This window comes from Pelagicoccus sp. SDUM812002 (assembly GCF_031127835.1).
Classification (GTDB): domain Bacteria; phylum Verrucomicrobiota; class Verrucomicrobiia; order Opitutales; family Opitutaceae; genus Pelagicoccus.
This window is the reverse complement of record NZ_JARXHX010000001.1, coordinates 543,514-569,467: the sequence shown is the minus strand read 5'-3', so window position 1 is coordinate 569,467 and position 25,954 is coordinate 543,514. Positions and strand designations below refer to the sequence as shown.

The window sequence follows — 25,954 nt, the reverse complement described above, 5'->3', positions numbered from 1 at the left end:
TCTATGTCGAGTACCCCTAACGAAAACACTCCAGAAAGGTTCGAAAAGCTCAGTGTATCGAGTCCAGCAGACAAAGCCGGTGGAGCCAGCGCGGTCTATCACGCGATGCGGCACGCGATTGGGAAAGCGGGCGTAGGGCGGGCGAAGGAAGCGTTGACGAAGCTAAACCAGAAAGGCGGTTTCGATTGTCCCAGCTGCGCGTGGCCGGATCCGGACGGGCATCGCAGTACCTTCGAGTTCTGCGAGAATGGAGCCAAAGCGGTTGCCAGCGAGACCACCGCGAAACGTATCAAGTCGGCCTTTTTCGCCAAGCATTCGGTTGCGGAACTTGCCGATAAAAGTGACTTTTGGCACGACCAACAAGGCCGTTTGACCGAACCCATGCTGCTGCGCGAAGGGGCTAAGCATTACGAGCCGATTTCGTGGGACGATGCGTTCCAGTTCATCGCGAACGAGCTGAACGATCTTGCGGATCCGGACGAGGCCATCTTCTACACATCTGGGCGAGCCAGCAATGAGGCAGCTTTTCTTTACCAGCTCTTTGTGCGCGCTTTCGGTACGAACAATCTTCCTGATTGTTCGAACATGTGCCACGAGTCGAGCGGACTTGCTCTGAAGCAATCGATCGGAGTGGGAAAGGGAACCGTGACCTTAGAAGACTTACGGGAAGCGGAGCTAATATTGGTGATTGGCCAAAACCCAGGTACCAACCATCCGCGCATGCTTACGACGCTGCAGCAAGCGAAGGAAAAAGGTGCTCGGATTGTATCCATTAATCCACTTCGAGAAGCGGGTTTAGTCGCGTTTGGCCACCCTCAGCGGGTTTCGCAGGTGCTCGGAGGGAAAACACCTCTCGCTGACACGTTTGTGCGAATCCGTACCAATGGCGACCAAGCCTTGTTTCAAGCGATTGGCAAACGTTTGCTCGAAATGGAGAAGTCGGGAAGGGAGACTCTTGATTGCGATTTCATCAATGAACACACAGCGGGTCTTTCTGAATATCGCGATTCGCTAAACTCTACCTCCTGGGAGACTCTGCTTGATGCCTGCGGCCTGGAGATGTCGGTTGTTAACGAGCTTGCGGAAGCGATTGCTAGCAAGAAGCGGATTATTTCTTGTTGGGCGATGGGCTTGACGCAGCACCGAAATGCAGTGGCCACGATACGTGACTTAACAAATCTGCACCTGCTGCGAGGGGCAATCGGCATCAAAGGTGCGGGCTTGTGTCCGGTGCGTGGGCACAGTAACGTGCAAGGCGATCGGACAATGGGCATCTTCGAGCATATGCCGGAGTGGTTTTACAATGCTCTGGAGAAGGAATTCGGAATCGATTGCCCGCGCGAGGCAGGGCTGAATGCGGTACAGGCGATACGTCATATGAAAGCTCATTCTGGACGTGTTTTCATGGCGCTCGGCGGTAACTTTCTTTCAGCGACACCAGATACTGAATACACAGCATCTGCCCTGCGAAACTGCCGTTTGACGGTGCACGTTTCTACTAAGTTGAATCGTTCCCATCTCGTCACGGGAAAACAGGCTTTGATTCTTCCGTGTCTAGGACGTTCGGAAAAGGACATCCAGGCGAGTGGTTCGCAGTGGGTGAGCGTAGAGAATTCGATGGGAATTGTTCATTCGTCGTCCGGCCAGATCGAACCTGCTTCTCCGCTCCTCAAGAGCGAGGTTGCCATCATTTGCGGAATTGCAAGTCGCGTACTTAAGGTGAAAGGGAGTGAAATAGATTGGGGTCAATTCGAGTCTGACTATTCCCGTATACGATCTGCGATTGAGCGAGTTGTTCCTGGCTTTGAAAACTACAACACTCGAGCGAAGCAACCGGGAGGGTATTATTTGCCTAATCTAGCCAAGGATCGTCGTTTCGAAACGGATACGAAAAAAGCGAACTTTGCTGCCAGCGATTTGGATATAGAGCGAGCGGAGGCAGGTCGTTTGCTTTTGATGACGATCCGCAGTCATGATCAATTCAATACAACCGTTTATGGGATGGACGATAGGTACAGGGGAATCAAGGGTGAGCGGCGTATTGTATTCTTGAATCCTGATGATATGCAGCAGCTCGGCTTGGCGAGCGACGATGTAGTCGATGTGCACTCCTTCTTTAGGGGAGAGGTGCGCGTCACTAGACTGTATCGACTGGTCCCCTACGACATTCCGGAGGGGTGCGTCGCCATGTATTTCCCGGAGGCAAATTCTCTAGTGCCGATCGACCACTTCGCAAGAGGGAGCGAAACACCTGCGTCCAAGTCAATCCAAGTGGAATTGCGCAAGCGCTAGAAAGCCGCCGAACTGACGATAAAAGCCTAATACGCGATTGCTGATAGCGGTGCTAGAGTTTTAGTTTTGATCGAGCCTCCTGTATTATGTCTTGGACAAAAGAAAGTCTATCCACCGTACCGCAACGAAATGGATTTCGCATGCGCGGCGAAGCCATGACGCGACTCGAAGTTTTTTCCGATGCTGCTTTTGCATTCGCGCTGACTACGCTCGTGGTTTCCGTCGGAAGCATACCCGGAGACTTAGGTGAGCTGATCGAGGCTTTGAAGCGAGTACCTGCGTTCGCGCTGAGCTTTGCCCAAATTGCATTGTTTTGGCTAGCGCACCGTGGATGGAGTCGCCGATACGGTTTAGAGGATGGCTGGACCACCGGGCTCACCCTGGGAATGATCTTCACTATTCTCGTCTACGTTTTCCCCCTTAGACTCATGTTTTCGACTTTTCTGTCTTGGGCGAGCGGGGGATGGATGCCAGCGGATTTCGCTGCGACCAGCGCTTGGGATGTGCAGTCTCTCCTAGCTATATACGGCATAGGGTTTTGTGTCCTGACCGGAATCCTTGCCCTGCTGTTCTATCGTGCCTTGCGGTCCTCCGAAGAGCTGATGCTCGACGGAGAGGAAATTCTCCAGACAAAGAGTGGGATCGCTGCATGGCTTTCACAAAGTATAATTGGACTAGTATCAACTTTATGGGCACTTTTTCTGCCGACTCAGCTTGGAGTCATGGCTGGTTTCGCCTATTTCCTAATTCCGATCACCATGATGGTAAGTGGTAGGTATTTCGGAAGCAGAATAAAGGCTGTTAGGTCGAACAAGGAAGCAGCTGATGAATCGTAAGTTTTCAGCTTTCTTAGCTTACCTAATATTGACGATTTGTGTCGCGACAGCAGGAGCCTCGATTAATCCGGAGCTCCTCAAGAACGTTTGGCCTGCAAGGTGGATTGGCGCAGCTGATCGCTCCAATTTGGACTACGGCGTATATCACTACCGTAAGTCCTTCGAATTGAGCGATGTTCCCGAAACATTCCTAGTGCATGTGTCTGCAGATTGCAGGTACAAGCTGTACGTCAACGGTGAGCAAGTGTCGCAGGGGCCAGCTGCTGGAGACCTTTTCCATTGGAATTTCGAATCGGTCGATTTGGCGCCGTATTTGGAAAATGGAACTAACCAGATCGCATCTCTTGTCTGGAACGAAGGAGAAGGGAGGCCGCAATACCAAATATCGTTTCGGACCGGGTTCATACTGCAAGGAGACAGCGAGGCGGAAAGCGTCTTGAATACCAATGTCTCTTGGAAGGCGATACGCTCCACAGCTTTTGGAGCAGTGAAGGGAATAGGTCATGATGCTTATTATGTTTCGGGTCCCGGTGAGCAGCGGGATTTCCGAACCTATGTGAGTGGCTGGGAATTCGGAGATTTCGATGATTCGGACTGGCCGTTCGCTGTGGAATTACCCGTAGGTTGGCCTGTCGGAGGAAAGCCCAAAGGAGCTCGTGCGGGATCGGAGTGGAATCTGGTACCGAGAGTCATTCCGCCGCTTGAAATGAAGACGCAACGTTTTGATTCGTTTCGTAAAGCCGAGGGTATCAGCGCAGACAAAGCATGGCTTGACGGAGAGAAAGCTCTTCGTGTTGAGCCAGAATCGAAAGTGCGTATTCTGTTGGATAATGGAGTGTTAACCAATGCGTATCCAATCCTTGAATTCAGTGAAGGTAGAAATGCGAGAATCGAACTTGTTTATGCCGAATCTCTTTTCGAAGAGATCCCAGAAGACGATCCGCCTTTGAAGGGTAATCGGAATGTGATCGAAGGAAAAACAATTGCTGGCAGAAAGGATCGCATTATCTCAAGTGGGGAGACCGGTCAATTGTTTGAGCCGCTCAGCTGGAGAACTTTCCGGTATGTGCAGCTCGAAATAGAAACGGCTGACGAAGCACTCATTCTCGACGACATTCGAAGCGTTTTCGTAGGATACCCCTTTGAGTTGAAGTCGACTTTCGAAGCGGGTGGGCAACAGCTCGCTCAAATATTGGAAATCGGTTGGCGTACCGCTCGACTCTGCGCGGTTGAGATCTACATGGACTGCCCCTATTACGAGCAACTTCAATATATCGGGGATACTCGTATCCAGGCACTGGTGTCGTTGTATAATTCTGGAGATGATCGACTGGTGAAGAACGCTCTGAACCTGATGGACCAATCGAGGATAGCAGAAGGGATAACCATGAGTCGGCACCCGAGCCGCACGCCTCAAATCATTTCGACCTTTTCGCTCTGGTATATCGGAATGCTTCACGACTACTGGATGTACGGTTCGGACGAGGACTTTGTTCGAGAGAAGTTGGATGGGGTGCGCTCCGTCCTCAAATTCTTCTCCGACCATCAGGGTGCCGATGGACGCTTGACGGATGTTCCGTACTGGACCTTCACCGATTGGGTGGAAGGAACGGACTCATGGGATTCTGGCGAAGCGCCGATCGGAAGCGAGGGTGAGTCGGCGATCCTTGATCTTACTCTCCTTTGGGCTTTTCAACTCGCTTCGGAAATGGAGGAAAAGCTCGGCTCAGCAGCCAGAGCTGGCCAATACGCGGGAGAGGCAACGCGGCTAGGACAGGCAATTCGGGAGAATTACTACGACGCGTCCCGTAACCTCGTTTTCGATACGAAGGATCGCTCGAAACTGTCGCAGCATGCGAATTCCCTCGCGATACTGACTGGCATATTGAGCTCGGAGGAATCGCGGGCTTTGGCTCCAGTCTTGTTAGAGGGAGCGGATATGTCCGAAGCTTCGATCTACTTCAAGTACTACCTCCACCTCGCGTTGAAGCGTGCGGGTTACGGAGACGACTACTTGAGTTGGTTGGACAAATGGCGCGAAAATATAGACATGGGGCTTACTACTTGGGCGGAAAAGTCAGAAGTCGCGACTAGCCGTTCCGATTGCCATGCTTGGGGATCTAGCCCGAATATTGAGCTCTTTCGGATCCTGCTTGGGATAGACAGCGTGGCGCCCGGGTGGAAGAAAGTTCGCGTAGAACCGCATTTAGGAGAATTGAAGGAAGCCAGTGGTTCTATCCCGCACCCACTAGGAACCTTGTCGGTATCCTATCGTGAGGTGAATGGCTTATGGGTCGTGAGGATTGAGCTACCTAATTCAGTGACTGGAGATTTCGTTTGGAAAGGGCAGAGCTTTCCGTTGAATGAAGGTGTCAACGAATTACGCCTTTGAGTGCCTTCGAGAGGATCGTCGCGTAGGATTCGGCATCTAGTTCAAGGTCGAGGTCTTGACTGAATTCGATTTCGATTCCGATGTATCTGTTTTCCGGGTACCGCTTACGCAAAGCGGTGGTGTGGCCGTCTTCCTTGCCATTGTATGGCTCGTTAAAGCGAATGCATAGCTCTGGATATACAATCTTCAGGAGCTTGGAAAGTTTCTTGCAAAAAGCCGCTTCCGCGGGGCGTTGGTCGTCAAAGAGAATTCCTAGGTCGACCTCCCTTTTCACTCCTTGGAAGACTTTCGTGAACGAGTGGATGGACAGGTGGACCAGTGTACAGTCCTCGTGAAGGGCTCCTTCTATACTGCGACGTGACTCTTCGCGGAAAGGAATGAATATTTCCGTGAGCAACCGCGCCTTTTCAGATTCGCATAGGTCGCTAACGATCGGACTAAATTGGCTTGGGTTTCCGATTGAGCGGTTGAGGTCTACAGCTAGACGCGTGTACGCTCCGAGCACTAGCGGGCAATTAAGCCTTTGAGCGATTTCCTCAGCGATTGATTTGGTTCCTGGGTCGTAAACCTGATGCGTCTCACAATTCGATGCGTATTCCTGAAGGGCGAGCTTGAGGTTGTTCGGAATCTGCGCGGATGCGTGTTCCGCAGTGACGATGAATTTGTAGGATGAGCTCATCCATTTTTCCTTAGTTAGTGAAAGCCTGGGAGTTGGCGAGGCATTCGCTGAGTTGCTCCATGGTGTCGCGAAGGTCGGATTGACTAGGCTTTTTGCCCACGCGGGCTAATATTCGCTCGGCGAGGTTTCCCTCTTGGAGAATGTAGCCAAGGGCTTCGGTACGCTTGGACACACGTGGATGGGACTTTAGGATATTGACTATTTTAGCCCAAAGTTCGCCGACGGAAGTTTCATTGGCTTTGAGGTCGAACAATTCGGCGAGGTCTCTTAACTCTAGGTCAGCTTCGTATCCGTCCCTTGCAATCGCCATGAGCTGTTCCTTTCTTTGCTGGGGAGTGTATCGAGAAGCGAACTCCTTGAGCGTGGCGATGTCCAATGCGCAGAGGCTTTCGAGCAGGGCAATGATCAAGGAGCAGATTCCAATGTCCTGACTCGGGTTTTCCTGCGTATCCAAAAGACGGATTTCAATGGCATTTCGATCAAATCGAGCGATCGCTCCGCGAGAATTGAGCCATTCGTGCTGCAGGATTCCATCTGAATCGTGGGGAGCTATTGCCTTATAGGTTTTCTGGAGAATTTCACTTTGGTAGTCTGCAAAAGTGAAAATCGGTTCTGGTATAATGCTCCCCGCGATCTCTGGGATCTTTGCTTGATTGTTTTTGTAAACGTCGATTCGCGTATCCAAAAATCCACGATATTCGCCTTCGATTATGGGACTGCTTGCAGATAAGGCGGGTAGGTAAGGAAGTACTAAGATGATTGCAGCATGGAGGCGTGCGAACTCTTCCTCGTTTGCGAAGGGGAGGTTGATGTGGCAGCTCTGCAGGTTAAACCAACCGTGACTGCTACAGCCGAAAATGCGGTCGTATGCGTCGTAGATGGTGCGGTCTCCTTGGCTCCAGGTTTTGCCTTCTACGCTCGGGTCCATGAAGGGGTGAATTCCTCCCGGAGCGAGCATGGCGTTATGGGCGGCGAGGCGATCGTTCATCTCGGTGATCGCCGCGTGAAAGTCTGCTTCCAGTTGTTCCAGATCTGCGGTCGGCTTAGCGGTCTTGAACTCCAATACGTGAGTCGCGAGCTCGTTGGAAACGTCGATTGCTCCGAGCGATATTTCTTGGGTCGTGTTTCCTTCTTCATCTAGAAGGATCGATTCAGCGATAGGTCGAGGTCGCAGCGTTTCGCGATCAACTATCATGTATTCAAGTTCGATACCGAAGGCTTCGAAAAGTGAGAGAGCTTTTTTTGACATTGAGAAAGTGTCTTTAGGTAGAGGTTATTAACGTACGTGTTTGGACTCGAGGCGCTTTAGGAAAGTGTTCATGACGGCGAGGTAAAGCTCGTCGCCGATCAGTTCGTCCTCTACTCCGTCGTCTATGCTTGGATTGTCGTTAACTTCGATTACGAGAGCCGTGTCGCCATTCTGCTTGAGGTCGACTCCGTAGAATCCGTTTCCGATCAAGCTGGACGCTTTGAGAGCGGTATCCAAAACAACAGCCGGTACTTGAGAAATGGGTACACCTGTGCTGTCGCCCGTCGAGTCGGCTCCCTTGACCGCATGGTTGTATATTTGCCAGTGCCCCTTGCTCATATAGTAGCGGCAGGCGTAAAGAGGCATTCCATCTATGATTCCTATTCGCCAATCGAATTCCGTAGGCACGAATTCTTGGGCTATAAGAATGCTAGAAGTACTCAGCAGGTCCTTGCAAAGCGTGAGGAACTCGGCGGAAGACTTGACCTTGTGGACGCCGATCGAAAAGGAGCCATCTGGGATTTTGACAACAAGCGGAAAATCGAATTTGGCGGCGAGGTCCGTGACGTTTCGACGAGTAATGAGTGTCGAAGTTGGAGTAGGTACATTTTGGGCACGTAGGAGTTCAGCCAGATAGACTTTGTTGCAGCAGCGGCGTATCGATTCGGGATCGTCGATGACGACCATGCCGGAACGCTCTGCTTTGAGGGCGAATCGCATGGTGTGGTTGTCCAAGCGAGTCGTCTCGCGAATGAAAAGAGCGTCGAACTCCATCAGTCTCGGCAGGTCGCGTGGTGACAGAATCTCCGCTCGCATGTCGAGCTGGTTTGCGGCTTTGCAGAAGTTCTCCAAGGCAGCTTTGTCGGAGGGAGCGTTCGCTTCTTGTTCGTTGGCGAGGATGGCGATTTCGTAGCGATAACTTTTGTTGGTGTGATCGCGTCTCCAGCGTTTGTGGAATAGGGAGTTGAGTTCGGATTCGATGAAGTCGTGGTGGTCTTCAGGAACTTGGTGAAGGCCCAGTTTATCCACGTCCTTGAGGCGCCAACCACCTTCCTTTTTCGTAAAGTGGTACTGCGCGAGGGGGCAGGGAAAGAGTGCGTATAGACGTTTGGCCAGCTTGTCGTAAGTCTTTGCGAGGTTCTTTCCGAAGTAGACGCTGAGCGTAAATTGTTGTGCAGCGAGACGCTTAAACGAGTTTTGAATGAGCTCATCGTGCTCGCGGATCGCATCTCTCATGAGGAGCTTGCTTTCGATTTGATGGAGTGTCTTGGCTTCAGGGATACAGCGGTGGTTCCTTGCTTCCGCGAGGAGCGAGACGTAGTAGCTCGTTGAAAGAGCCTTCTTGTGTGAGCAAAGGTTTATTACTTTGATTCGCTTCTTGTCGGCGTATTCGGAGGAAAGATACTCGCTGGACGTTATGAGAGGCAGTTCTTGGAAGCGCTGAGGTATCTTCGAGAGTGAGTCGACTACGATTCGAAAGGTAGATTCTTGTGAATTCATTTTCACTTTTTTTCAATAAGAAGTAGGTTCGCATCGTAAGTAACGATGCCGAGCATGACAGAGTTTATGAGTCGCTGAGGATCAATAGCGTAGATCAGAGAATCGGAGATCGGGTTCTTGTAGTAAGGGTCTGCGACTAGGATTTGCTTATTAGCGTGGTCGTATTCAAAAAGCGTTACGAAGTGACCTTCGACGTCGCCATTAACGTCATCGTCTCTCCCGTTCTTCTTCAAACGGGAACTTCGGTAGAGGTGGGTCGAATTAAGCCCAGCTATGACAGGATTTCCGGCCGCCAAAAGCATAGCCAGCAATGCGGAGTCGAGTTCGTCGAAGCGGATCATTCCCCCTTTTTCGAGGAATTCGATGTAGGCGGAAAGATTGGCCCTAGCGCGTTTGCTTGTGCTGTGCTCACGTCGGATCGCGAGCTTGGGTGCAATTTCGATTGCTTGTAGGTTTGCCCATGTCGGATCGAAAACGCGGAGATTATAACTATAAATCGTCGCCTGGTATCCTCGTTTGAGGGCGTGGTTAGCCAGCATCACGGAATAGGTGCCGCCGTCGGGATTCTCTGGTATGTCAGAGATTATATGGTCGAGAGGGTAATCGTCCTCGAAATGTTGATACACAGCTTGTAGACATGTGGGTCCGCAACTTGTTTCAGTAGGCTGCACCTGCATTTTCAGCTCACGGCGCGAAGGGTTCGTTTTCATTTCTTAGGTTTCCGTTGAGGGGAGACCCGGTTCGTTTGGTTTGAATGTGCGTCTTTCGCTTGGTAGCGAGAGACGATTCCGGTGTGAGGGGAAAGGGGGACGCCGAGTTCGCCCTTTCGGCGGTACTGGCACTGGGAAAGAACATAGCGGATAGACTCCATGCGAGCGGTCGCTTTGTCGTTCCCGTCCACGATGATCCAAGGAGATTTCTCGGTATGGGTACGTTCGAACATCCGCTCCTTAAAATAGGTGAAGTCGTCCCATTTCTCTTGGGCGAGAGCGTCGATGGTGCTGAGCTTCCATTGGTATAGGATATCGGAACTGCGTCTGTTAATACGTTCGCTCTGAGCCGTGCGATTTATAGAGAACCATAGTTTTATGATCTGGATGCCGTCATCGATAAGCATGTTTTCGACGGTAGGCACTTGATTCATGAAACTCTCGTATTGATGAGAAGTGCAAAATTCCATGACCGGCTCGACCACGGCCCGGTTGTACCAGCTTCGGTCAAAGAATACGATTTCACCTGGGTTGGGAAGGTCGCGCAGGTAGCGTTGGAAAAACCATTGCTTGCTCTCGATTTCGGTGGGCTTCGTGAGGGCGATGACTTTCAGGAAGCGTGGATTTAGGTGCTCGGAAAAGCGGCGGATAGCTCCTCCTTTTCCGGCAGTATCCCGACCCTCGAAGATGACGAGAAGTCGCCGGCCTTCGCTTTGGATCGATTGTTGTAGCAGTACGAGCTCCCGCTGGAGGTTTCGAAACTCCGTCAGGTATTCTTCGGTTAGTTCTGTGCTCATTGGCACTTCGGTTTGCGGTCTACTAATCGGAGACTAAGACGACGTCCATATTGGTTGCCAAGTCCGACTGGGCCTGTTTGTAGGGGTCGCTTTTGTCCTTGTTGAGGTTGCGCTCGTATCGCTTGATCTGGCTTTCGGACAGTTTGGCGATGTGGCAGACGGGCTCGCCCGGTTTAACGGCAGGCATAGTTGCCATACCGATCGTAATGCCATGAGTCGGGCTGGTAATGATGTTTTGCTCTTCTCCAAGGATGGAGTAGTTAGTGGCGATCGCTTGGCCTTCGCGGACGAACTCCCCCGGGGCTATGTGGAATTTAAGAATTCCGCCAACTGTGGCCCTTACCCATTGGGTTTTTCGGATGGTTGCCAAGAAGGGTGGCGGCGAGGATTTACCGTCTTGCATGCCGAGGTGGATGAGGACGTTGCGGATCCCTTGTACCCCGATCTGTAAGACGCTTGGTTCGATCTTCCAAGGTTCCCCCGCTTCGAGAATGATGGTAGGAACGCCGGCTCGGGCGCATTCACGGCGGAAAGATCCAAGGGGCCCCTTGCCATCGATGACGAGGGCGCATCCGAAGGCGGACGCGAGTTTGCGAATGGCGGGGTTCGTGAGATCAGCGCGCACGTTCGGATAGTTCGTCCGTTGGAAAGCTGCTGAGTGCAGGTCGATGCCGAAGTCGCATTTCTTGGCGACTTCGTTCATCAGCTTATAAGCGATGCGACCGGCCATGCTGCCATTTTGGGAACCTGGAAAACAGCGGTTCAAATCGCGGCGGTCGGGCAGGTAGCGTTGGTTGTTTTCGAAGCCAAGTACGTTGACGACGGGAACTAGGATGAGGGTGCCGCATTTGATCTCGCAAGCTTCGCCGAACAGGAAGTCGTGGATGATTCCGGTGCCGTTGATCTCGTCTCCGTGGATTGCAGCAGTGACGAAGACCCGTGGCCCGGGTTTCTTCGCACGAATGACGCGAACCGGCATGCGAATGGTGTCGCCAGTATAAGTTTCGGAGAGGCTGAGGCCAATGTCCTTGGTCTCCCCTGCGCGTATGGTGACGCCTCCGATTTTCAGTACAGTGCTTCTCGCTTTTTTCACTAGCTGGATAGATCCGCCGACTTAGTGGCTTTCTTGGTTAAAGTACTTTTCTTCTTGCGGCGCTTAGCCTTGGCGAAAGCGGGGAGGAAGCCCTGTAAGGCCGCCCGTAGGCCGTAGCATAGAAGGTGGTCGCCCGCTTCGATGACGCGAGTGCCTTTCGGATTGGCGATGTGGTCTTGTCCGCGGACAAGACGCATCACAACGACGTCGCGCTCGCGTAACCCTGATTCGATTATTGTTTTGCCAGCGATTTCGGAGTTTGGCTCCACGGCGAACTCCGTTACCGCGTATCCTTTTGTCAACGACAAGCGTTCTCGGATGTCGAAGTTGCCGAAGCGGATTTGCTCTTCCATGAATTTGACGATTTCGCCCGCTATGTCCACGCCGGTGGCACCTTCTATGCCTTCCAGTCCAGGAGATGAATTCACTTCCATGATCACGGGACCGTCCTTGCCTTCAAGCATGTCGACGCCCGCCACGCTGAGGTTGAGAATTTGGGCGGCTTTTACGGCGGTGCGTTCGTATTCGGGATCCAAGGTGACGGATTGGGTGTTGCCGCCGCGGTGCACGTTGGAGCGGAACTCTTGGCCGGCGGCAGTCCGTCTCATGGCCGCCACCACTCGGTCGCCTACGACGAAGGCTCGAATGTCGCGTCCTTTAGATTCGGATACAAATTTCTGGACGAGTACGTTTTGCTTTACGGCACTGAGCGTTTCGATGATCGCCTCTGCGACCTTGTTGGTTTCGGCGAGGATGACACCGATACCCTGGGTCCCCTGCAGAAGCTTAATGACGACGGGCGCTCCGCCCATGGCTTGGATCGCCTTGAGCACATCGTTCGGGTTTCGCACGAATGCTGTTTCGGCGATGCCAATGTTATGGCTCGACAGTTCCTGCATGGAAGCCAGCTTGTCGCGTGAGGCCAAGATTGCATCGGCTGTATTCAAACAGTAAGTACCCATCTGTTCGAATTGTCTCACGACCGAGGAGCCGAAAAAAGTCACCGAGGTGCCAATGCGCGGAATGATAGCGTCGTACGAGCTAAGCGCTTTGCCGCCGTAGGTCAGGTCGGGCCGTCCCGCTTCGATGTAGAGGGCGAACTTCATGGTGTCTAGCACCTTGACTTTGTGACCGCGTTTTTCGGCGGCCTCGCGAAGTCTGCGAGTCGAATAGAGGCGTGGGCCTCGGGATAGAATTGCTAATTTGAGTGGTTCCATGGCGCAATTGGTGGCGGTTAGCGTTTGCCGATCTTCGGCTTTCGGTTGGGACGCGTGACGAATGACTTGGCGCAGTCGACCAAGAAGTCGCCTTCGAGAGCGAGCCGTCCGAGGAGCATGCGACATTGCATGTGCTTACGATTGCTGAGGCTGAGCTCGATACGTTTGGTGATTTCGCCGACGCGGACGTTTGTGGAGACAAAGTAACGTTCGTGCCTTTGTCCGTTGCTGGATCGAACATGGGTTTGGTGTTCGATGTCTGCAACCACCGTTTTTTTCAGTTGGCCCGTGCGGCGGTCAGCAGCGACGTCGAACTGTACACGATTTTCGGAAAGCTCGACGATGTTTTCTACGTCGATAGCGGAGCGGCGGGCGCCGGTATCCGTCTTGGCAGTGATGTCTGTGATTCCCCAGTCTGGGAGGTCGATAGACTCTTTCCAACCGATTAGGGTTGGGTGGCTATGTGGCATTATTTTGGGTCGGCGAGTGGAAATGAGACGATCGCAAGGCAGTCACTTGCTCTTCAGTGCTCGGGCCGCGATATACGGGGGTGAGAAATCGTCGCTTTTTTGCAAAGTGCAAGCGCTAAAGTTTGGATTTTTCCCTTGGGAGCTCTGTCGCGTCTGCTGGGATCGATGTTGTGAATTCTACAACGCTAGGCTTGGCGTTCGATTACTGTGCTACTCCTCTTCGTGCGGTTTGTCGAGGAAAGGCTGGCAAAGGGTTTCCGGAGCGTCGTCGAGCTCGTTTGACCAACGCTTTGGACAGTACAGGGTGAGGCGGCAAACCTTACGTCCATTGACGCTTTCGGGGGCTGTCTCGGTTTGTACGTGCCAGACGATGTGCTCGGCTTCGGCAAAAGGGGTGGAGTTTATCGGGTCTTCGAAAAGACGCTTTAGAATGGCGCTGTCTGGGAGGGCAGCAGCAAGGCAACGAACGATAAATGGCTCGGGTCTTTCGGTTGAAAGGATTTGATCTAGATAGGTCTCGGATGGCTGGTCGGTTCCGCTGAGCGTGACATGAAGGCGGTTGACCTCAGGTTTTGGAGTCTGGTCGAAGGCTAGGTTGAAAAGCCTTTGGATGTTGAATATCGGTTCGTGGTATGCGAGATCTGGATACTCTTCCCATAGCGGTTCTCTTTGTATGTCTTCGGCGATGTTTTGTTTTTTTCCTTTGGGTAGTTTGTCTCCGAAAGTGAAGTCGAGGAGCGCTCGGGCGGCCGCTTCAATTTCGAGGTCCTGCAGCGCCATGACCGCGTAGTCGCGTAGCTGGTCGGGCTCGGCTGAATCAGCATCAGAGAACTCGAGTTGCTGGAGCAGGGCGCGACAGGAATCTGACGGCCAGGTGCTAGGCAGTTCGTTAGCAGTCTCGAAGGAGTCGATGGTGAGTTTAAATTTTAGGGCCATAGTTTTAGGTTGATTGCGGCGTGTTGAGGAGCTTTAGCTCTGTTTTCGAAAGTGCTGCCAAGGATAGTTGCTGCGATCGCGCATTTGCCTTTGCTGCCCATCACTATCAGGCTGGCGTTTCGGTTCTGTGCGATGTCGAGAATTGCGTCCGATGATTTTTGTTTGGTTGCCGATTGCAGTTTCGAAACTCAGTTCTCCCAGGTCCGCCTTGGCTGCGAATGTAGCTAATTGAGCTCGTTCGTGTCATTGAAGTCGACGATTTGATTCGAGCCGATTGCTACTTGATTACCATTGTTATTGTTATCTGGCACGATCAATAGGGAACAAGGTGACTTGCGAGCGATTTGAAGAGTCATGATTTGGTGCGGTTGGCTGGAGGTATGCTTAGCGATAATCAAGGGAGCGCAGGACGATGGTACAGGCCTGACCTTGGTCTTTTCGGACCTGATCGTTGTAGAAGACAGCGACTCCAGTGGATCGAGGGTGACCTTTCCCCGGAGCGTGCGATTGTCCCTTCCGGTCCGAATAGTGCGGTGCGAATAAAATTTTGAGTGACCCTCGCTGTTTCCTGTTCGTCTAAGGCGCTGTTTAAGTATCAATCATCTTGATACGAACATTGCTCGATAGTTTCGTGACCGCCGGAGTGGCGCTGAAGAATGAGCCCTGGATGGGGTTAACGCTTTCTGCGACGACGGCGTGAGCCACGGGTACGTAGGCGTTGTTGCAGAAGATTCCGTTGGTCGGGTCCAGTCCTCGCCAGCCGGCACCTGGGAGAAATACCTCGGCCCAGGCGTGCATATCGCCCGGGCTGTCGTGCGGTAGGTTCGGGTCGTAGAGATAGCCGCTGACGAAACGAGCGGCAAGTCCTTGGGTGCGAGCACACGCGATCAGTAGCGATGCGTAGTCGCGGCAGGAACCTGAGTTTTTGGCGATGGTTTCGAGCGGGGTTTGTATTCCCTGTTCGTCCCGGCGCTGGTATTTTAAGTCTTGGTAGAGCCTTTGGTTGAGGGCGGAGAGCCAAGAAACGGTCTCGTTGGGAGCGTTTTTCAGGAGCGGTTGCAGCCAGTCCCTGAGCTTGTTTTGCTCGACGGGTGGCGGAGGTTCGAGATAGATGCCGAGGTTTAAGCGATGCAGGGGTTCGTACTCGAATGGAAAATTTTGGGCGTAGTCGCGAACGAGGAAGTCGAACGGCGGAATGTCGGCTGTCGCTACGCGGCAGGTCGACTGGATTTCGAGTGTTTGGGCTTCTCCGGAAAAGTGGATGCTGGCCGGCAGGTTGTCGAAATCGTCACGCATCCAATACAGTTTTGCGGAGGGCTTGATGTCGAACGCGAAGGTCACGACCGAAAGCAGCGGCGTCTCCCTTGGGCGTAGGTAGAGCAGATGTGGATGTAGGTGAACCGACCGATCGTATTGATAGGTGGTCGTATGCTTAATCTCTAGATTCATGCTGGTTGAATTACGCCGATCACGGGAAAAGCCCGCGCAGGCGTTTGGCTTCAGCGACCTTGCTGATGCCGAGGCTAAGGGCGGCTTCGCGTCGAGAACAGGCAAAGCGCTGTTTCTGGTTTTCTACTTTTACTTTGGCGCGCTCTAGGATTACGTAGAGCTTGGAAAGAACTTCTTCGCGTGTCCAAAAGGTGCTTTGAAGATCTTGTACCCACTCGAAGTAGGACACGATTACGCCGCCGCTGTTGCAGAGTACGTCAGGGATTACGAGAATGTCTCCGCGTTGGCTGATGATCGCATCCGCCTCGTTTGTGGTTGGGCCATTGGCGGCCTCGCAGAGGATGCGGCATTGGATCATGGAAGCGTTTTCGGCGGTAATGACGCGTTCGAGTGCGGCGGGCATGAGGAGATCGCACGGTTGGAGGAGGAGCTCTTCGTTGCTGATCGAGTCGCCGCCGCTCCAGCCTGCCAAGCTCCGGTGCCTTTCGATGTGAGCGAGGGCGGATTCAATATCGAGGCCCTTTGGATTATAGAAGCCGCCGCTTACGTCGCTGATGCCTGTGACCGTGACCCCGTATTCGACGAAGGCTTTGGCAGCTTCCGAGCCCACGTTGCCAAATCCCTGGATGATGGCGGTGGCCGCTTTCGGATCGATTTTGAGATCCTGCATGTAGGTACGAGCCAAATACGCAGCACCGCGTCCTGTCGCTTCGCGTCTACCTTCCGATCCTCCAGCTCCAATGGGTTTGCCGGTAACGATGGCAGGGGCGCTGCTGCCGACGTAGCTGGAATAGGTATCCATCATCCAAGCCATTATTTGTTCGTTGGTACCCATGTCGGGAGCCATGACGTCCACGTTGGTGCCTACGAAAGGAATCATCTCCTGCATGTAGCGGCGGGAGAGGTGTTCGAGCTCGTTGGATGAAAGGGAGTGAGGATCGACGGCGATGCCGCCTTTAGCGCCTCCGTAGGGTAGGTCTACCAGCGCGCATTTCCAACTCATCCACATGGCGAGGGCAGCCACCTCTCCGAGATCTACCTTCGGATGGAAGCGAAGGCCGCCTTTGGTTGGGCCCATTGAGAGATGGTGTTGTACTCTAAAGCCTTCGTAGACTACTATTTCTCCTGTATCCATTTCTATGGGACAAGATACGATCATGCATCGCTTCGGTGTTTTGACGCGTTCCCGCAAACGGTGGTCCATCTGGAGAATGTCAGCGGCTCTGTCGAATTGAAGACAGGCCATATCGAAAACGGGTGATTTGTAGATCTTTGAATTCATGGCGGCGTTTTGTTTGTTGGCGTATCAGCCTGTGTTGAGCATACCCGAAAGCAGGGTGGCTATCCCGAGGAATGACATGAAGCCTGCAATATCAGTGACAGTGGTCAGCACGATCGAGGAGGATTGAGCGGGATCTAAGCCGAATCGTTTGAGAAGAATAGGTACCAGAGCGCCGGATACGCCAGCTATAGTCATGGACACAACCATGGCGAGCGCCATGACGAGGGCAAGTCCGGCGCTGCGGCTCCATAAGTAAATGGCGGTCGAGCAGGTGATGGCGATGCCGACACCGTTTAGGAGTCCCGATCCGCACTCTTTGAGCATTACGCGTAGCCAGTGGCCCATCGAGATTTCGCGCAAGGTGAGGCCGCGCATGGTAACTGCCAGGGCTTGGGCTCCCGCGTTTCCCGATTGTCCGGCTGCTATGGGGAGGAGTATGGCTAGGGCGGTATACTTTGTGATGATACCTTCGAAGGCGCCCACTACCGCTGCGGCAAGGAAAGCGGTGAGCAGGTTGATTTGTAACCAAGGGTGTCGCTTTCGCACGGAGAAGAAGGAACTCGACAAGGCTCGTTCGTCCTTGCTGGCGCCCACCATTGTTTGCATGTCCGAGGCGAGGTTTTCGCGCAATGCGTCGATAAGGTTTTGTCCCTCGATCACTCCTATCAAGCGGTGGTCGATGTCGACCACTGGAATGGCATCGACGCGGAATTTTTCCAGTTTCGCTACGACGTCTTCGCGTGGATCGAGGGGTTCCACAACGGTTTTGACCGGCAGAGAAAGGGACGCTAAGGTTTCATGGCCGTCGGCGAGGGCGATTCGTTGGATGTCGACTGTACCGGCAAGGCGCATTTCATCGTCGAGCAATAGCAGGTGGTGCAGACTGGATACTTTCCTCTGCTTGATTTGGCGGATCGCTGCGTCGACGGTTACGTCTTGATTTATGGCGACGACACGCGGTTGCATAAGAGCTCCGGCTGAGTTTTCGGGATATTGTAGCAGGGACCTATATTCCTTGGACACCCCTTTATCTAAAGTGCCGAGGAGGCGTTCGCGCAGCTCTGAAGGACATCGGCTGAGGAGGGCGGTACCCGTGCGTATATCGACATTGACAAGCAATTGCGAGCTGGCGACCTCGGGCAACTTTTTCAATAGGCTGTCTGCGGTTCCGGGGGCGAGGCGCTCGAAGACGCGTGCGAGTACGTGGGGAGGTTGGTCCTCCAATGCGTCGAGCGCGTCAGCCATGCGCATCACCTCGATGCGCCGGGCTGCGTCGATGGTGAAGTTGAGCAAGTAGTCCCTGTTCAGCTTATAAATGGGATCTTCAATGGCGGCGATGCCTTCTTGGGAGTTCATGAGCTGCGGGTGTCGGAGTCGAGCATGTGGAACATGCCCAGTAAAGCGGCCGCCAAGCTGTGGCCATAGTCGGAAAGATTGCTGTTAGCCTGAGCCTGGCTTCCGTGGGAACCGGCCATTTTCGATAGGTGCCGGAGTCCTCTTCGAAGATCGACGTGTCTTAGAATTCCGTTGTAATGGTTGTTAGGTCCGACCACAGGAAGGACGTCGTAGTGATCCCAATGTGAATGCTCGGCGGCTTGGGTGAGCGAGACTCGACCATTGAGGGCACGGCAATCCGTTTTCAGACAGCTTGAGATCTTTTGCTCCGGACTTAGCGAGAGTGTATCGGTAAAGTGTATACGGCCTACTAGGCGGCGGTCCCGGTCGATCACGAAGAAGTAGTCCGTCTTCTGATGTTCTTCCATTGTTTCGATGATCGATCTGGCTTGGTTTCCATTTCCATCGCTGGGCAGCGCGGGGGCGTCCGGGACCATCCAACTGCCGACTGCGTTTTGGTTGAATCCGAGAAGCGTGGTGGTTGCGTGACGCTTGCGAGCGGGAAGTTGAGCTTGCAGGTCCTGTCTTATTTGGACGGGAAGGTAGCGGAATATGGCGGCGATGGATACAGCCTCGAGTGGAGAGATGATGCTCGTCAGCGATTCGCTGGGCATGAGCTTACAGGCTCTGGCTACGACGTGCGGTAGCATATGGGTAAGGATGGGGATGGTGTAAGGAACGGGGGTGTCAGCGAGGAACTGCGCTATTTCTGAAGCGGTGTTTTGCTCGAGAGATCGAGATGCTGACTTCGGGTGATCCTTGAGGTAGGCGAGAGCCAAGGTTGTCTTTCGTTTGTTCATGAAGCGGGCGGTTTACTTGCTTTTTGAACTTTCGGAAACCACTCTGGTAATTTGCTCGTCGAAGAACTTGGCCGGTATGACGATCTTTCCTTCAGTTGAGTCTAGGACGATCGAGGTGCGGGTCACTTCTACGATCTCGCCTTTTTGCTCGCCGATCAGAACTTGGTCTCCGATCTGGCAGTGCTGGTTGAGGTGCCTCGCCCCGAGCGTGTTTGCGACTAAGGTCTGCCCGCCTAGGGCAAAGGCGAGTGCGGCTCCGGCGAGTATTATTCCACTTGTCACCACAACGATGTTGGTGAGGAAGTGTACGTTGAGCCCCATCTGTTCTGCGCCGATGATGACGGTCGCGAAGATAATGACCCCCTGCACGATTCGGGGGAGCGCCGAAGCTCGCGGGATGGAGGAGCGCGAAGCTGCTCCGGAGATTGCAGAGCGAGCCGCATTGCTAATAAGGTAGCCGGCAAGGATGATAAGCAATCCCGTTACGAGGCTGGGCAAGAAGCTGACGATATTGTCGAGCCAGATAGAAAACATGTTCCATCCGAGAAGGTTGGCGCTGGCTGCGACGAAGAAAACGAGTACCGACCAGAATACGACGCCGCCGATTATCTGGGAATAGGATTCTTTAATTCGCTTTCGCTGTTCTCCATCCAATTTAGCAGCTTTGCGAAAAACGGTATTGAGTCCTTGTACCAGCTTCTTCGTCAGAAGCCGTAATATGAGTGCGATGATCCAGCCCGCCAGGATCAACGCGATAGCTCCTAGGAGCTCGGGGGTATGCTCGATTAGTTGGCGGGAGAACTCGCTATAGGTTTGTTCGAGAGCGGAGCGCCAGTCGAAGGCATCAGTGTTTGACTCAGGCATTTTTGGGCTACGTTTTTTGGGGGCACGGAAAGGGGCTATTTAGCCAATCCCTCCTGAGCGTTCAGATTCAGGCAAGGGCTGCGGGAGCTCAGGCCCTTGCATATGGAAAAGCCACCTACTGTCGGGGGGAGTGGCTGTGTTGGCTTTCCTTTTCGGAAAAGCCGCGTGAGTCGAAGTCGAGCTAGTCTCTGGCTAGAGAACCGATTTTTTTGCGAGGTGCAGGATGAGTTTTCCGTCCATGTAGTACTCGATGTAGTTACCGGTGGTGGTAACCCAGTCGGTATACTCGCCGGGAGCTTTTCCTTGATTGGCAGGCGAGACGAGTTCTAGCTCTCCGTTGAACCATTTTCGGTATCCGGACTTGTTGGCCGAGGAGTTTTTGAGGATGATTTCCTCCTCCTTGAACTCTGGATTGAGTAACAAGTAGATTCGCCCGTTCTCTTCTATTTTTACGTCCTTAACGATGTTGCTGTCGCGTTCCAGAGCTACATAGGGGCCGAACTCGGTTTTCTCGGCACTTTGGGCTGAGAGGTTGGCGCTGGCGAAGAGAAAAAAGAGCGAGAGGAATGAGCGGAAGAGGATAGCGTAGGTGTTTTTCATGTAGGCTCGTTGTTGGATTTGGTCTGAGTACGTTGTCTGAAGCTAACCATAATGGTTCGGTGGTGAAGCGCAAACGACTTATTGCGCTGGATTTTTATAAAATAGGAACTACTTTGTAACGATTATTCCGATACAATTGGTTCATGAAAAACGATAAAGACTCGATCGTCGTACGAAATTGGACGCTCGAGGACATCCCCGGGGTCATGGCATGCCACGAGGCGGCCTATCCTGACTACTCTCCTGAAGAGGTTTTTGACGAACGTTTGCACGAGTTGCAAATGACTGCTTTTCCCGAGGGACAATTCCTCGCTGAGGCCGACGGCAAGGTCGTCGGCTATGCGACATCGCTCATCGTGCAATTGGATGACTTGGGAGAAAAGCACGTCTACACCTATTCTGAAATTACGGGTGGCTACACTTTTAGTACCCATGAACCAAGCGGCGATACATTGTACGGTGCCGATATCGCGGTCCGCCCGGACTACCGTGGCCGCCGTATCGCGGCCCTCCTTTACGAGAAACGTAAGGGGCTGCTCGGCAGTTACAACCTGCGCCGCATGGTGGCGTACGGTCGAATTCCTCAGTACAGCGAGTTTGCAGGACGTATGACCCCTGAGGAGTTCGTTGCCAAAGTGACGGCTGGTGAGTTGAAAGACTATGCCTTGCTGGCTCACCTGCGAGCTGGCTACGAAGTCAAGCGCGTGCTGTTCGATTTCATGGCGGACGAATCCAGTATGAACTACTCCACCTATTTGGAGATGCCTAACCCGTCGTTCGATCCAGCTCGTCGAATGATTGCAGCGGCGCCTTTGAGACGCCCCGTGCGCAGTATTCGAGTTTGTGCGGCACAGTGGGAGATGCGACGCATTCACACGTGGGAAGAATTTGAGTCGACGGTTAAGTTTTTCGTCTTCACCGCAAGTAGCTATCACAGCCATTTTCTGGTAATGCCAGAGCTTTTCACCGCTCAACTGTTTTGTTTGATGCCGCAAGACCTTTCCACGCGGAAAGCGATTCGCGAGCTTGCCAAAATGAAGGACCGTTACGTGGATTTGATGCGTTTCCTGGCGAAAGATAACGGATTATACATCGTGGGTGGCTCGATTCCGGTGGAAAGCGAAGACGGGAAGCTTAAGAATGTAGGCTTTTTGTTCGGACCGGATGGACAGGTGGATTTTCAGGAGAAGCTGCACGTTACGCCGACTGACGCCTATGAATGGGGGATGTCGCCTGGCGACTGTCTCAAGATATTTGATACGTCGATGGCCAGAGTCGCTATCCAGCTCTCCTACGACGTGGAATTTCCGGAAGCCTCCCGCCTGCTTGCCCTAGCCGGAGCGGAAGTGATCTTCGTCCCCTACAGTACGGATGAAAAGAAAGCCTACAATCGCGTTCGCTTCTGCGCCCAGGCTCGAGCGACAGAGAACTACGTTTATGTGGTGATGGCCGGAAATGTGGGCAATCTGCCGACTTACGAAAACTACCTCATAAACTACGGCCAAGCCGCGGTTTTCACTCCGAGCGATTTCGCGTTTCCAGTGGATGCCATAGCTGGCGAGGCGGATCCGAATGCGGAGACAGTGGTCATCTGTGATTTAGATTTGAATACGCTCGCCATGCAACGGGATGTGGGGACGGTCCGTCCGCTCGGAGCGAGGCGTGGAGATCTCTATCGATTGAAGGCCCAAAAGCCGATCAAGCGGGTTCGCTTTTCATAGAAGCTGTCCTACATCGAGGGACTGGCTTGTAGGCGGGCAAGGTAGGTCTTGGCGTTTACTGGTACGGGCTGAATGATTCCGCTATTCTGCCCCAGCGGGAGGGTATGGGTGATGGACCCTGCTTTCGAAGGTTCAGACCAAAAATGAGCGGACAGCTGATAGCCGATAGTTTCGGAGCTGCTCCTAAACTGTATCCGGATTGCAGTGACGCTTTCATTTTGGATAATCTGGTTCGAGGTCTCCGGGACGTCTTGTAAACTATTAGGATCGCTTTGGGCGAGGTACTCGAAAGCGTTGGGATGCCCGTCATGGTCGGGGTCAGCTTCCGGAGCTAAGTCGCCACCTGCTAGTCCGGATTGGACGAGGTAGTCCCTAAGCGATTGAACGACTTCCACATGGGCTGTCTCGCTGTTCACTTCGCCGCCAGCGTTGCTCACTGTTATCGAATAGCTTCCAGCGTTATCTAGGCTCACGTTTTCGAGGAAGAGCGTCGAAGTTGTTTGGTTAGGAAGTGGGACTTCGTCGCGAAACCATTGGTAAGCGAGCTGTTCCCCGGTGGCGGAGACGGAAAGGATCACGTTCGAGCCGGTACCTAGACGAGCGGATTGGGGCTGGGTTTGGATGAGGGGCAAGGGGGTCCCGGAAGCGGCTTGAATGGAGTCGATGACTTGGCGAAAGGTTGAAATTGGTTGGGAGAAGTCGCCGTAGCCGAGGCGACTGTAAAGAAGCTCCCATTGTTCGGCGTTCGGTGAATTTTTAACGCCGTTGATGATGGCGAAGATCGGCTGTCCTCCACTTTGAAATCGATTGGCGAGGCTTCGATCAAAGTCGTTGAGAACAAGCTCGAGGCCATACCGGTTGACGAACGCTCGGGTGAAGGCTTCTGCTCCGGCACCTCCCTCCAGATTGATTCCGACGTGTAGCACGGGTACGCCGTTGGCGTTGCCGTTTCGGATAATGTAGTAGTCGACGATCCCGTTCTTAACGTCCTCGGCAGCGGCTTGGCAGAAGGGGCACCAATAGGCGAACCATTCGAGGAAGACTACCTTGCCCTCGAGTTCGTGAAGACTGACCGGCTGGTTGGTTTCTCGGTTTATTAAAGTGAAATTATCCACGATATCTCCGACCCCGTACCGTTGCCCGTGCACTGTAGATGAAAAGCAAATACAGGATATCAGAATGATGAAGATCGTTGTCTTTTTCGTCTTCATTTAGAATCGCTTAGCGAAGGCGAGTTGGAGAGTTAACCAGTCTGCGTCGACGTATAGATTTCGGAAGAAGTCGGTATTGGCGTTGGTCGGTTCAAAATTTGAGTGGGAGTGCTTAGCGTTGAGTTTGGCGGACCAGCTTTCACCCGCATAACGGAGGCCGATGCCAAGGCAGTCGTTTCGAAGTCCTGGAGCCGCGGTCGTGAACAAGAGCGCGTTTCCGACCACTCCGGTATCACTGTAGCGACGAGCATTTATCGAGAGAGAAAGGACATCACTGACCGAGTGCTCGAAGGCTGTGCCGTAGAAGTAGGCGTCGAATTGCGGATTTTCGGTTAAGGCACCACTCTTGTTTCGGCAAATGAATCGTTCTCCGAGGGCTGCATTGAGCGCGACTTCTCCAGTGTAGCGAACTTCGCGAGCGGAGGTTTCGCTTGCAGATAATGCCACACGCGAGCGTAGTCGCTGGCTCAATACGTTTTCTGAGGTTAAACTTATCGACGAGGTAGCAAGAACACGTTCGCTGCGGGCGATCCCGCCGAAATCAATCTCGTAGCCAGGAGATACGTTGTCTTGAATGCGAGCCAGGCTGATTGTTGCGATTCCATTGGCGGGCAAGTACTCCCACTTTAGGCCTACATTGAAGCTGGCGGCGGAGGCCTCGAAAGGCTGGTAGAGCTCGTGTCCGGGAACGCCCTCGAGGGGCGCGAAATGTTGTTCGAAATAAGTATCGAGCCAGACAGCGCGATAGTTCGGAAAGCCGTCTCGCAGGCCTAGGCCCATGATCAGGGAAAGAGAATCTTCTAAGGTCTTAGTCGCGATAAAGCTGAAGGAATGGGTGTTTCTGTTCACATGGACTTCGCGACCTAGGAGGTCGAAAGGAGCAGGGCGAAAGTCGATATCGTACTCGGTACGGGAAAGTGTGGTTTCAAGTTCCCAACCATCGACAGCACCTTCCGCCCGGGCGGTGAGGAGTGACACTTTGAAAAGATCGGAATCCAGTAGCTCAAAGGAAGCTTCTCCGGTTTCGATACCATAGGATCTAACAGCTAAAGAGAGAGCTATGATGAGATGACAGAAACGCCTATTTGAAGAAATACGAACGGCGGTAGAGCGGTCGGTGAGGTGGAAGTGATCCGCTTTCATCATCTGCACGCGGTACATCCGGAGGCTTGAGCGCCGCCCGAGGCTTGGGAGCCGGGTTCGACTTGGGCCGTGAGGCTCGATTCGCTATTCTCAACCAGCGACTCACTGAAGGTCATGCCAGCTTTGGAAACATGCTGCTGTTTATAGGCAGGAACGATTTGGCAGCCTGATATCAGTACAACCGAAGAGAGCGTAAGCAGGCACGAGGTAAGGGGTGAGACTTTTCCCATGCTCTAGGAGAGAGATGGGAGAAGCGGTTTATTCCCTCTTACGATTCAACGAGTCTCTTCCTTCGACAAATCGATGAGGATTTCGGCGTAGAGTCGGGGGGAGTGGTCGACGAAGTAGTCAGACGGAATCGCTGAAAAATCATTTTCCAGCCAGTGTTCCGATATAAGGCGTTTAGTGAATTTTCGATGTCCTTTGAGCCGCTCTTTCCAAGCCTTGGTGAAAGGGGGATCCACTATCATCACCTTATCTGAGGTCAGGAAAAAAGTTGGGCCGATGTGCTTGTAAAAAGGTTGGGAGGGAATGCGGCATACGAAGTCGTTATTATTGACGACCCTGAAAATCGGAAGTTCGTCCTGTAGGTGCTGGGCTAGCTTTTGCCCGACTAATCGCGGCGCGCCGAAAGTGTAGAGAGCGTCTACTGAATCCATGTTATGGATACTAAACAATGTAGCGAGTGCTCCGCCCATACTGTGGCCGGTCACCCAAACGGTCTTGTTCCGGTTTTCCTCCAGACTTCTTTTTAGCGAATCTTGAAGGTCCTCTTCGATTTGGGCAAGTGCTTCGATGAAACCTCCGTGGGCCGTACCGTTCTCAGTGAAGGGAGCTTGCTTGAATTTCGCGTCGGTGAAGTAGTCCGCATGGTCTCCGGACTCGGTTCCACGGAAGGAGATAACGACATGTTCCTCGTTTTTGGTTAGGAATGCGTAGGTTCCGGATTCATCGAAAAACTGTGTTTCGGGAAAACCCGCCTTCGCGAGGGAGTTTTCGATAAAGGACTCCTCTTTGACGTAGATGAGGAAACTGCATTGAGCTAGATAGCCTGCGCTTTGAAAAGAGAAGTCAGCCGGATCGCTCTCCTCTAGTTTGTCGCATGATTCGAAGTAGCTAAATGTCGTATTTGGGGCGAAGAGCGATTTGTGGGAAAGAGCTTGGCCGAAAGTGGTCCCAATGAGCACAGGCGCCAGCATGCAAAGTGCAAGGAATTGCTTGGCGAGATGCATCGGCGTAATGGGCAGAAGGACGGACACGGTGGCGGTACGGAATAAAATGAGTAGATGGCGCATCTATTGCAACGGGTGAAGCGAAT

25 protein-coding genes are annotated in these 25,954 nt (G+C 53.0%); 4 read left to right on the top strand and 21 right to left on the bottom strand.

Annotated elements, in window-relative coordinates; genetic code table 11:
* The first annotated feature begins 3 nt into the window (after positions 1 to 3).
* The 3 genes from QEH53_RS02290 to QEH53_RS02280 all read left to right on the top strand — a co-directional run bounded on the left by QEH53_RS02290 (position 4) and on the right by QEH53_RS02280 (position 5,520).
* Entirely contained in the window at positions 4 to 2,292 is a 2,289-nt protein-coding gene (locus QEH53_RS02290; protein ID WP_309021502.1) for an FdhF/YdeP family oxidoreductase, read from the top strand.
* Positions 2,293 to 2,378: 86 nt separating this feature from the next.
* Positions 2,379 to 3,128, top strand: coding sequence for a TMEM175 family protein (locus QEH53_RS02285; protein ID WP_309021501.1), 750 nt, complete (start codon positions 2,379 to 2,381; stop codon positions 3,126 to 3,128).
* Positions 3,118 to 5,520, top strand: a complete 2,403-nt coding sequence (locus tag QEH53_RS02280) for an alpha-L-rhamnosidase C-terminal domain-containing protein (protein WP_309021500.1) — start codon at positions 3,118 to 3,120, stop codon at positions 5,518 to 5,520. Before QEH53_RS02285 ends, QEH53_RS02280 begins: the two co-directional genes overlap by 11 nt.
* Here the strand turns inward: QEH53_RS02280 and QEH53_RS02275 are convergent.
* The 17 genes from QEH53_RS02275 to QEH53_RS02200 form a co-directional block, all read right to left on the bottom strand.
* Positions 5,501 to 6,199, bottom strand: a complete 699-nt coding sequence (locus QEH53_RS02275; protein ID WP_309021499.1) for an N-formylglutamate amidohydrolase — start codon at positions 6,197 to 6,199, stop codon at positions 5,501 to 5,503. The genes QEH53_RS02280 and QEH53_RS02275 overlap by 20 nt on opposite strands.
* Positions 6,200 to 6,209: 10 nt before the next feature.
* Positions 6,210 to 7,448 (bottom strand): glutamate-cysteine ligase family protein, encoded by a 1,239-nt coding sequence (locus QEH53_RS02270; protein WP_309021498.1) that lies wholly within the window; start codon positions 7,446 to 7,448, stop codon positions 6,210 to 6,212.
* A gap of 27 nt (positions 7,449 to 7,475) precedes the next feature.
* Positions 7,476 to 8,948, bottom strand: a complete 1,473-nt coding sequence (locus tag QEH53_RS02265; protein ID WP_309021497.1) for a RimK family protein — start codon at positions 8,946 to 8,948, stop codon at positions 7,476 to 7,478.
* A gap of 2 nt (positions 8,949 to 8,950) precedes the next feature.
* Positions 8,951 to 9,658, bottom strand: coding sequence for a hypothetical protein (locus QEH53_RS02260; RefSeq protein ID WP_309021496.1), 708 nt, complete (start codon positions 9,656 to 9,658; stop codon positions 8,951 to 8,953).
* Complete coding sequence (gene ppk2, locus QEH53_RS02255) at positions 9,655 to 10,455, bottom strand: polyphosphate kinase 2 (protein ID WP_309021495.1); 801 nt, start codon at positions 10,453 to 10,455, stop codon at positions 9,655 to 9,657. The genes QEH53_RS02260 and ppk2 overlap by 4 nt, the downstream gene beginning before the upstream one ends.
* Positions 10,456 to 10,477: 22 nt before the next feature.
* Positions 10,478 to 11,548, bottom strand: a complete 1,071-nt coding sequence (locus tag QEH53_RS02250) for a succinylglutamate desuccinylase/aspartoacylase family protein (protein WP_309021494.1) — start codon at positions 11,546 to 11,548, stop codon at positions 10,478 to 10,480.
* On the bottom strand, positions 11,548 to 12,765 hold the full coding sequence (gene rimK, locus QEH53_RS02245) for a 30S ribosomal protein S6--L-glutamate ligase (protein ID WP_309021493.1): 1,218 nt from the start codon (positions 12,763 to 12,765) through the stop codon (positions 11,548 to 11,550). The genes QEH53_RS02250 and rimK overlap by 1 nt, the downstream gene beginning before the upstream one ends.
* Positions 12,766 to 12,782: 17 nt before the next feature.
* Positions 12,783 to 13,235 (bottom strand): RimK/LysX family protein, encoded by a 453-nt coding sequence (locus QEH53_RS02240; RefSeq protein WP_309021492.1) that lies wholly within the window; start codon positions 13,233 to 13,235, stop codon positions 12,783 to 12,785.
* Positions 13,236 to 13,445: 210 nt separating this feature from the next.
* Positions 13,446 to 14,171: a hypothetical protein gene (locus QEH53_RS02235; RefSeq protein ID WP_309021491.1), complete on the bottom strand. Its 726-nt coding sequence runs from the start codon at positions 14,169 to 14,171 to the stop codon at positions 13,446 to 13,448.
* Positions 14,162 to 14,314 (bottom strand): universal stress protein, encoded by a 153-nt coding sequence (locus tag QEH53_RS24375; RefSeq protein WP_369426415.1) that lies wholly within the window; start codon positions 14,312 to 14,314, stop codon positions 14,162 to 14,164. Before QEH53_RS24375 ends, QEH53_RS02235 begins: the two co-directional genes overlap by 10 nt.
* A gap of 81 nt (positions 14,315 to 14,395) precedes the next feature.
* On the bottom strand, positions 14,396 to 14,527 hold the full coding sequence (locus tag QEH53_RS02230; RefSeq protein WP_309021490.1) for a hypothetical protein: 132 nt from the start codon (positions 14,525 to 14,527) through the stop codon (positions 14,396 to 14,398).
* 232 nt (positions 14,528 to 14,759) lie between these two features.
* Complete coding sequence (locus QEH53_RS02225) at positions 14,760 to 15,620, bottom strand: transglutaminase family protein (protein WP_309021489.1); 861 nt, start codon at positions 15,618 to 15,620, stop codon at positions 14,760 to 14,762.
* Positions 15,621 to 15,639: 19 nt separating this feature from the next.
* Complete coding sequence (locus tag QEH53_RS02220) at positions 15,640 to 16,902, bottom strand: Glu/Leu/Phe/Val dehydrogenase (RefSeq protein WP_309021488.1); 1,263 nt, start codon at positions 16,900 to 16,902, stop codon at positions 15,640 to 15,642.
* 24 nt (positions 16,903 to 16,926) lie between these two features.
* A complete protein-coding gene (gene mgtE / locus QEH53_RS02215; RefSeq protein ID WP_309021487.1) occupies positions 16,927 to 18,258 on the bottom strand; it encodes a magnesium transporter in 1,332 nt (443 codons plus the stop codon).
* Positions 18,255 to 19,097 carry a hypothetical protein gene (locus tag QEH53_RS02210; protein ID WP_309021486.1) on the bottom strand — a complete coding sequence of 281 codons (843 nt, stop codon included), beginning with the start codon at positions 19,095 to 19,097 and terminating at the stop codon, positions 18,255 to 18,257. Before QEH53_RS02210 ends, mgtE begins: the two co-directional genes overlap by 4 nt.
* Before the next feature lie 12 nt (positions 19,098 to 19,109).
* On the bottom strand, positions 19,110 to 19,961 hold the full coding sequence (locus QEH53_RS02205) for a hypothetical protein (protein WP_309021485.1): 852 nt from the start codon (positions 19,959 to 19,961) through the stop codon (positions 19,110 to 19,112).
* 192 nt (positions 19,962 to 20,153) lie between these two features.
* Complete coding sequence (locus QEH53_RS02200) at positions 20,154 to 20,561, bottom strand: hypothetical protein (protein WP_309021484.1); 408 nt, start codon at positions 20,559 to 20,561, stop codon at positions 20,154 to 20,156.
* Between the two features lie 143 nt (positions 20,562 to 20,704).
* Here QEH53_RS02200 and QEH53_RS02195 point away from each other — a divergent pair, with 143 nt between their 5' ends.
* The gene (locus QEH53_RS02195; protein WP_309021483.1) at positions 20,705 to 22,282 is read left to right on the top strand and encodes a bifunctional GNAT family N-acetyltransferase/carbon-nitrogen hydrolase family protein; all 1,578 of its coding nucleotides are present in this window, start codon (positions 20,705 to 20,707) and stop codon (positions 22,280 to 22,282) included.
* 8 nt (positions 22,283 to 22,290) lie between these two features.
* On the opposite strand, the gene QEH53_RS02190 is transcribed toward QEH53_RS02195, so the two are convergent.
* From QEH53_RS02190 to QEH53_RS02175, 4 genes are read right to left on the bottom strand one after another with little or no spacing between them, the layout of a single operon-like run.
* Positions 22,291 to 23,493 carry an immunoglobulin domain-containing protein gene (locus QEH53_RS02190; protein WP_309021481.1) on the bottom strand — a complete coding sequence of 401 codons (1,203 nt, stop codon included), beginning with the start codon at positions 23,491 to 23,493 and terminating at the stop codon, positions 22,291 to 22,293.
* On the bottom strand, positions 23,494 to 24,654 hold the full coding sequence (locus tag QEH53_RS02185; protein WP_309021480.1) for a hypothetical protein: 1,161 nt from the start codon (positions 24,652 to 24,654) through the stop codon (positions 23,494 to 23,496).
* Positions 24,636 to 24,866: a hypothetical protein gene (locus QEH53_RS02180; protein WP_309021479.1), complete on the bottom strand. Its 231-nt coding sequence runs from the start codon at positions 24,864 to 24,866 to the stop codon at positions 24,636 to 24,638. The genes QEH53_RS02185 and QEH53_RS02180 overlap by 19 nt, the downstream gene beginning before the upstream one ends.
* 45 nt (positions 24,867 to 24,911) lie before the next feature.
* Positions 24,912 to 25,931, bottom strand: coding sequence for a lipase family protein (locus QEH53_RS02175; protein ID WP_309021478.1), 1,020 nt, complete (start codon positions 25,929 to 25,931; stop codon positions 24,912 to 24,914).
* Between the last annotated feature and the right edge of the window lie 23 nt (positions 25,932 to 25,954).

Excerpts from the sequence above, each read along its gene's own strand:
- QEH53_RS02290 (WP_309021502.1), top strand. The coding sequence starts at position 4 with ATGTCGAGTACCCCTAACGAAAACACTCCAGAAAGGTTCGAAAAGCTC.
- QEH53_RS02285 (WP_309021501.1), top strand. The coding sequence starts at position 2,379 with ATGTCTTGGACAAAAGAAAGTCTATCCACCGTACCGCAACGAAATGGA.
- QEH53_RS02280 (WP_309021500.1), top strand. The coding sequence starts at position 3,118 with ATGAATCGTAAGTTTTCAGCTTTCTTAGCTTACCTAATATTGACGATT.
- QEH53_RS02275 (WP_309021499.1), bottom strand. The coding sequence starts at position 6,199 with ATGAGCTCATCCTACAAATTCATCGTCACTGCGGAACACGCATCCGCG.
- QEH53_RS02270 (WP_309021498.1), bottom strand. The coding sequence starts at position 7,448 with ATGTCAAAAAAAGCTCTCTCACTTTTCGAAGCCTTCGGTATCGAACTT.
- QEH53_RS02265 (WP_309021497.1), bottom strand. The coding sequence starts at position 8,948 with ATGAATTCACAAGAATCTACCTTTCGAATCGTAGTCGACTCACTCTCG.
- QEH53_RS02260 (WP_309021496.1), bottom strand. The coding sequence starts at position 9,658 with ATGAAAACGAACCCTTCGCGCCGTGAGCTGAAAATGCAGGTGCAGCCT.
- ppk2 (WP_309021495.1), bottom strand. The coding sequence starts at position 10,455 with ATGAGCACAGAACTAACCGAAGAATACCTGACGGAGTTTCGAAACCTC.
- rimK (WP_309021493.1), bottom strand. The coding sequence starts at position 12,765 with ATGGAACCACTCAAATTAGCAATTCTATCCCGAGGCCCACGCCTCTAT.
- QEH53_RS02240 (WP_309021492.1), bottom strand. The coding sequence starts at position 13,235 with ATGCCACATAGCCACCCAACCCTAATCGGTTGGAAAGAGTCTATCGAC.
- QEH53_RS02235 (WP_309021491.1), bottom strand. The coding sequence starts at position 14,171 with ATGGCCCTAAAATTTAAACTCACCATCGACTCCTTCGAGACTGCTAAC.
- QEH53_RS02230 (WP_309021490.1), bottom strand. The coding sequence starts at position 14,527 with ATGACTCTTCAAATCGCTCGCAAGTCACCTTGTTCCCTATTGATCGTG.
- QEH53_RS02225 (WP_309021489.1), bottom strand. The coding sequence starts at position 15,620 with ATGAATCTAGAGATTAAGCATACGACCACCTATCAATACGATCGGTCG.
- QEH53_RS02220 (WP_309021488.1), bottom strand. The coding sequence starts at position 16,902 with ATGAATTCAAAGATCTACAAATCACCCGTTTTCGATATGGCCTGTCTT.
- mgtE (WP_309021487.1), bottom strand. The coding sequence starts at position 18,258 with ATGAACTCCCAAGAAGGCATCGCCGCCATTGAAGATCCCATTTATAAG.
- QEH53_RS02210 (WP_309021486.1), bottom strand. The coding sequence starts at position 19,097 with ATGAACAAACGAAAGACAACCTTGGCTCTCGCCTACCTCAAGGATCAC.
- QEH53_RS02205 (WP_309021485.1), bottom strand. The coding sequence starts at position 19,961 with ATGCCTGAGTCAAACACTGATGCCTTCGACTGGCGCTCCGCTCTCGAA.
- QEH53_RS02200 (WP_309021484.1), bottom strand. The coding sequence starts at position 20,561 with ATGAAAAACACCTACGCTATCCTCTTCCGCTCATTCCTCTCGCTCTTT.
- QEH53_RS02195 (WP_309021483.1), top strand. The coding sequence starts at position 20,705 with ATGAAAAACGATAAAGACTCGATCGTCGTACGAAATTGGACGCTCGAG.
- QEH53_RS02190 (WP_309021481.1), bottom strand. The coding sequence starts at position 23,493 with ATGAAGACGAAAAAGACAACGATCTTCATCATTCTGATATCCTGTATT.
- QEH53_RS02185 (WP_309021480.1), bottom strand. The coding sequence starts at position 24,654 with ATGTACCGCGTGCAGATGATGAAAGCGGATCACTTCCACCTCACCGAC.
- QEH53_RS02180 (WP_309021479.1), bottom strand. The coding sequence starts at position 24,866 with ATGGGAAAAGTCTCACCCCTTACCTCGTGCCTGCTTACGCTCTCTTCG.
- QEH53_RS02175 (WP_309021478.1), bottom strand. The coding sequence starts at position 25,931 with ATGCGCCATCTACTCATTTTATTCCGTACCGCCACCGTGTCCGTCCTT.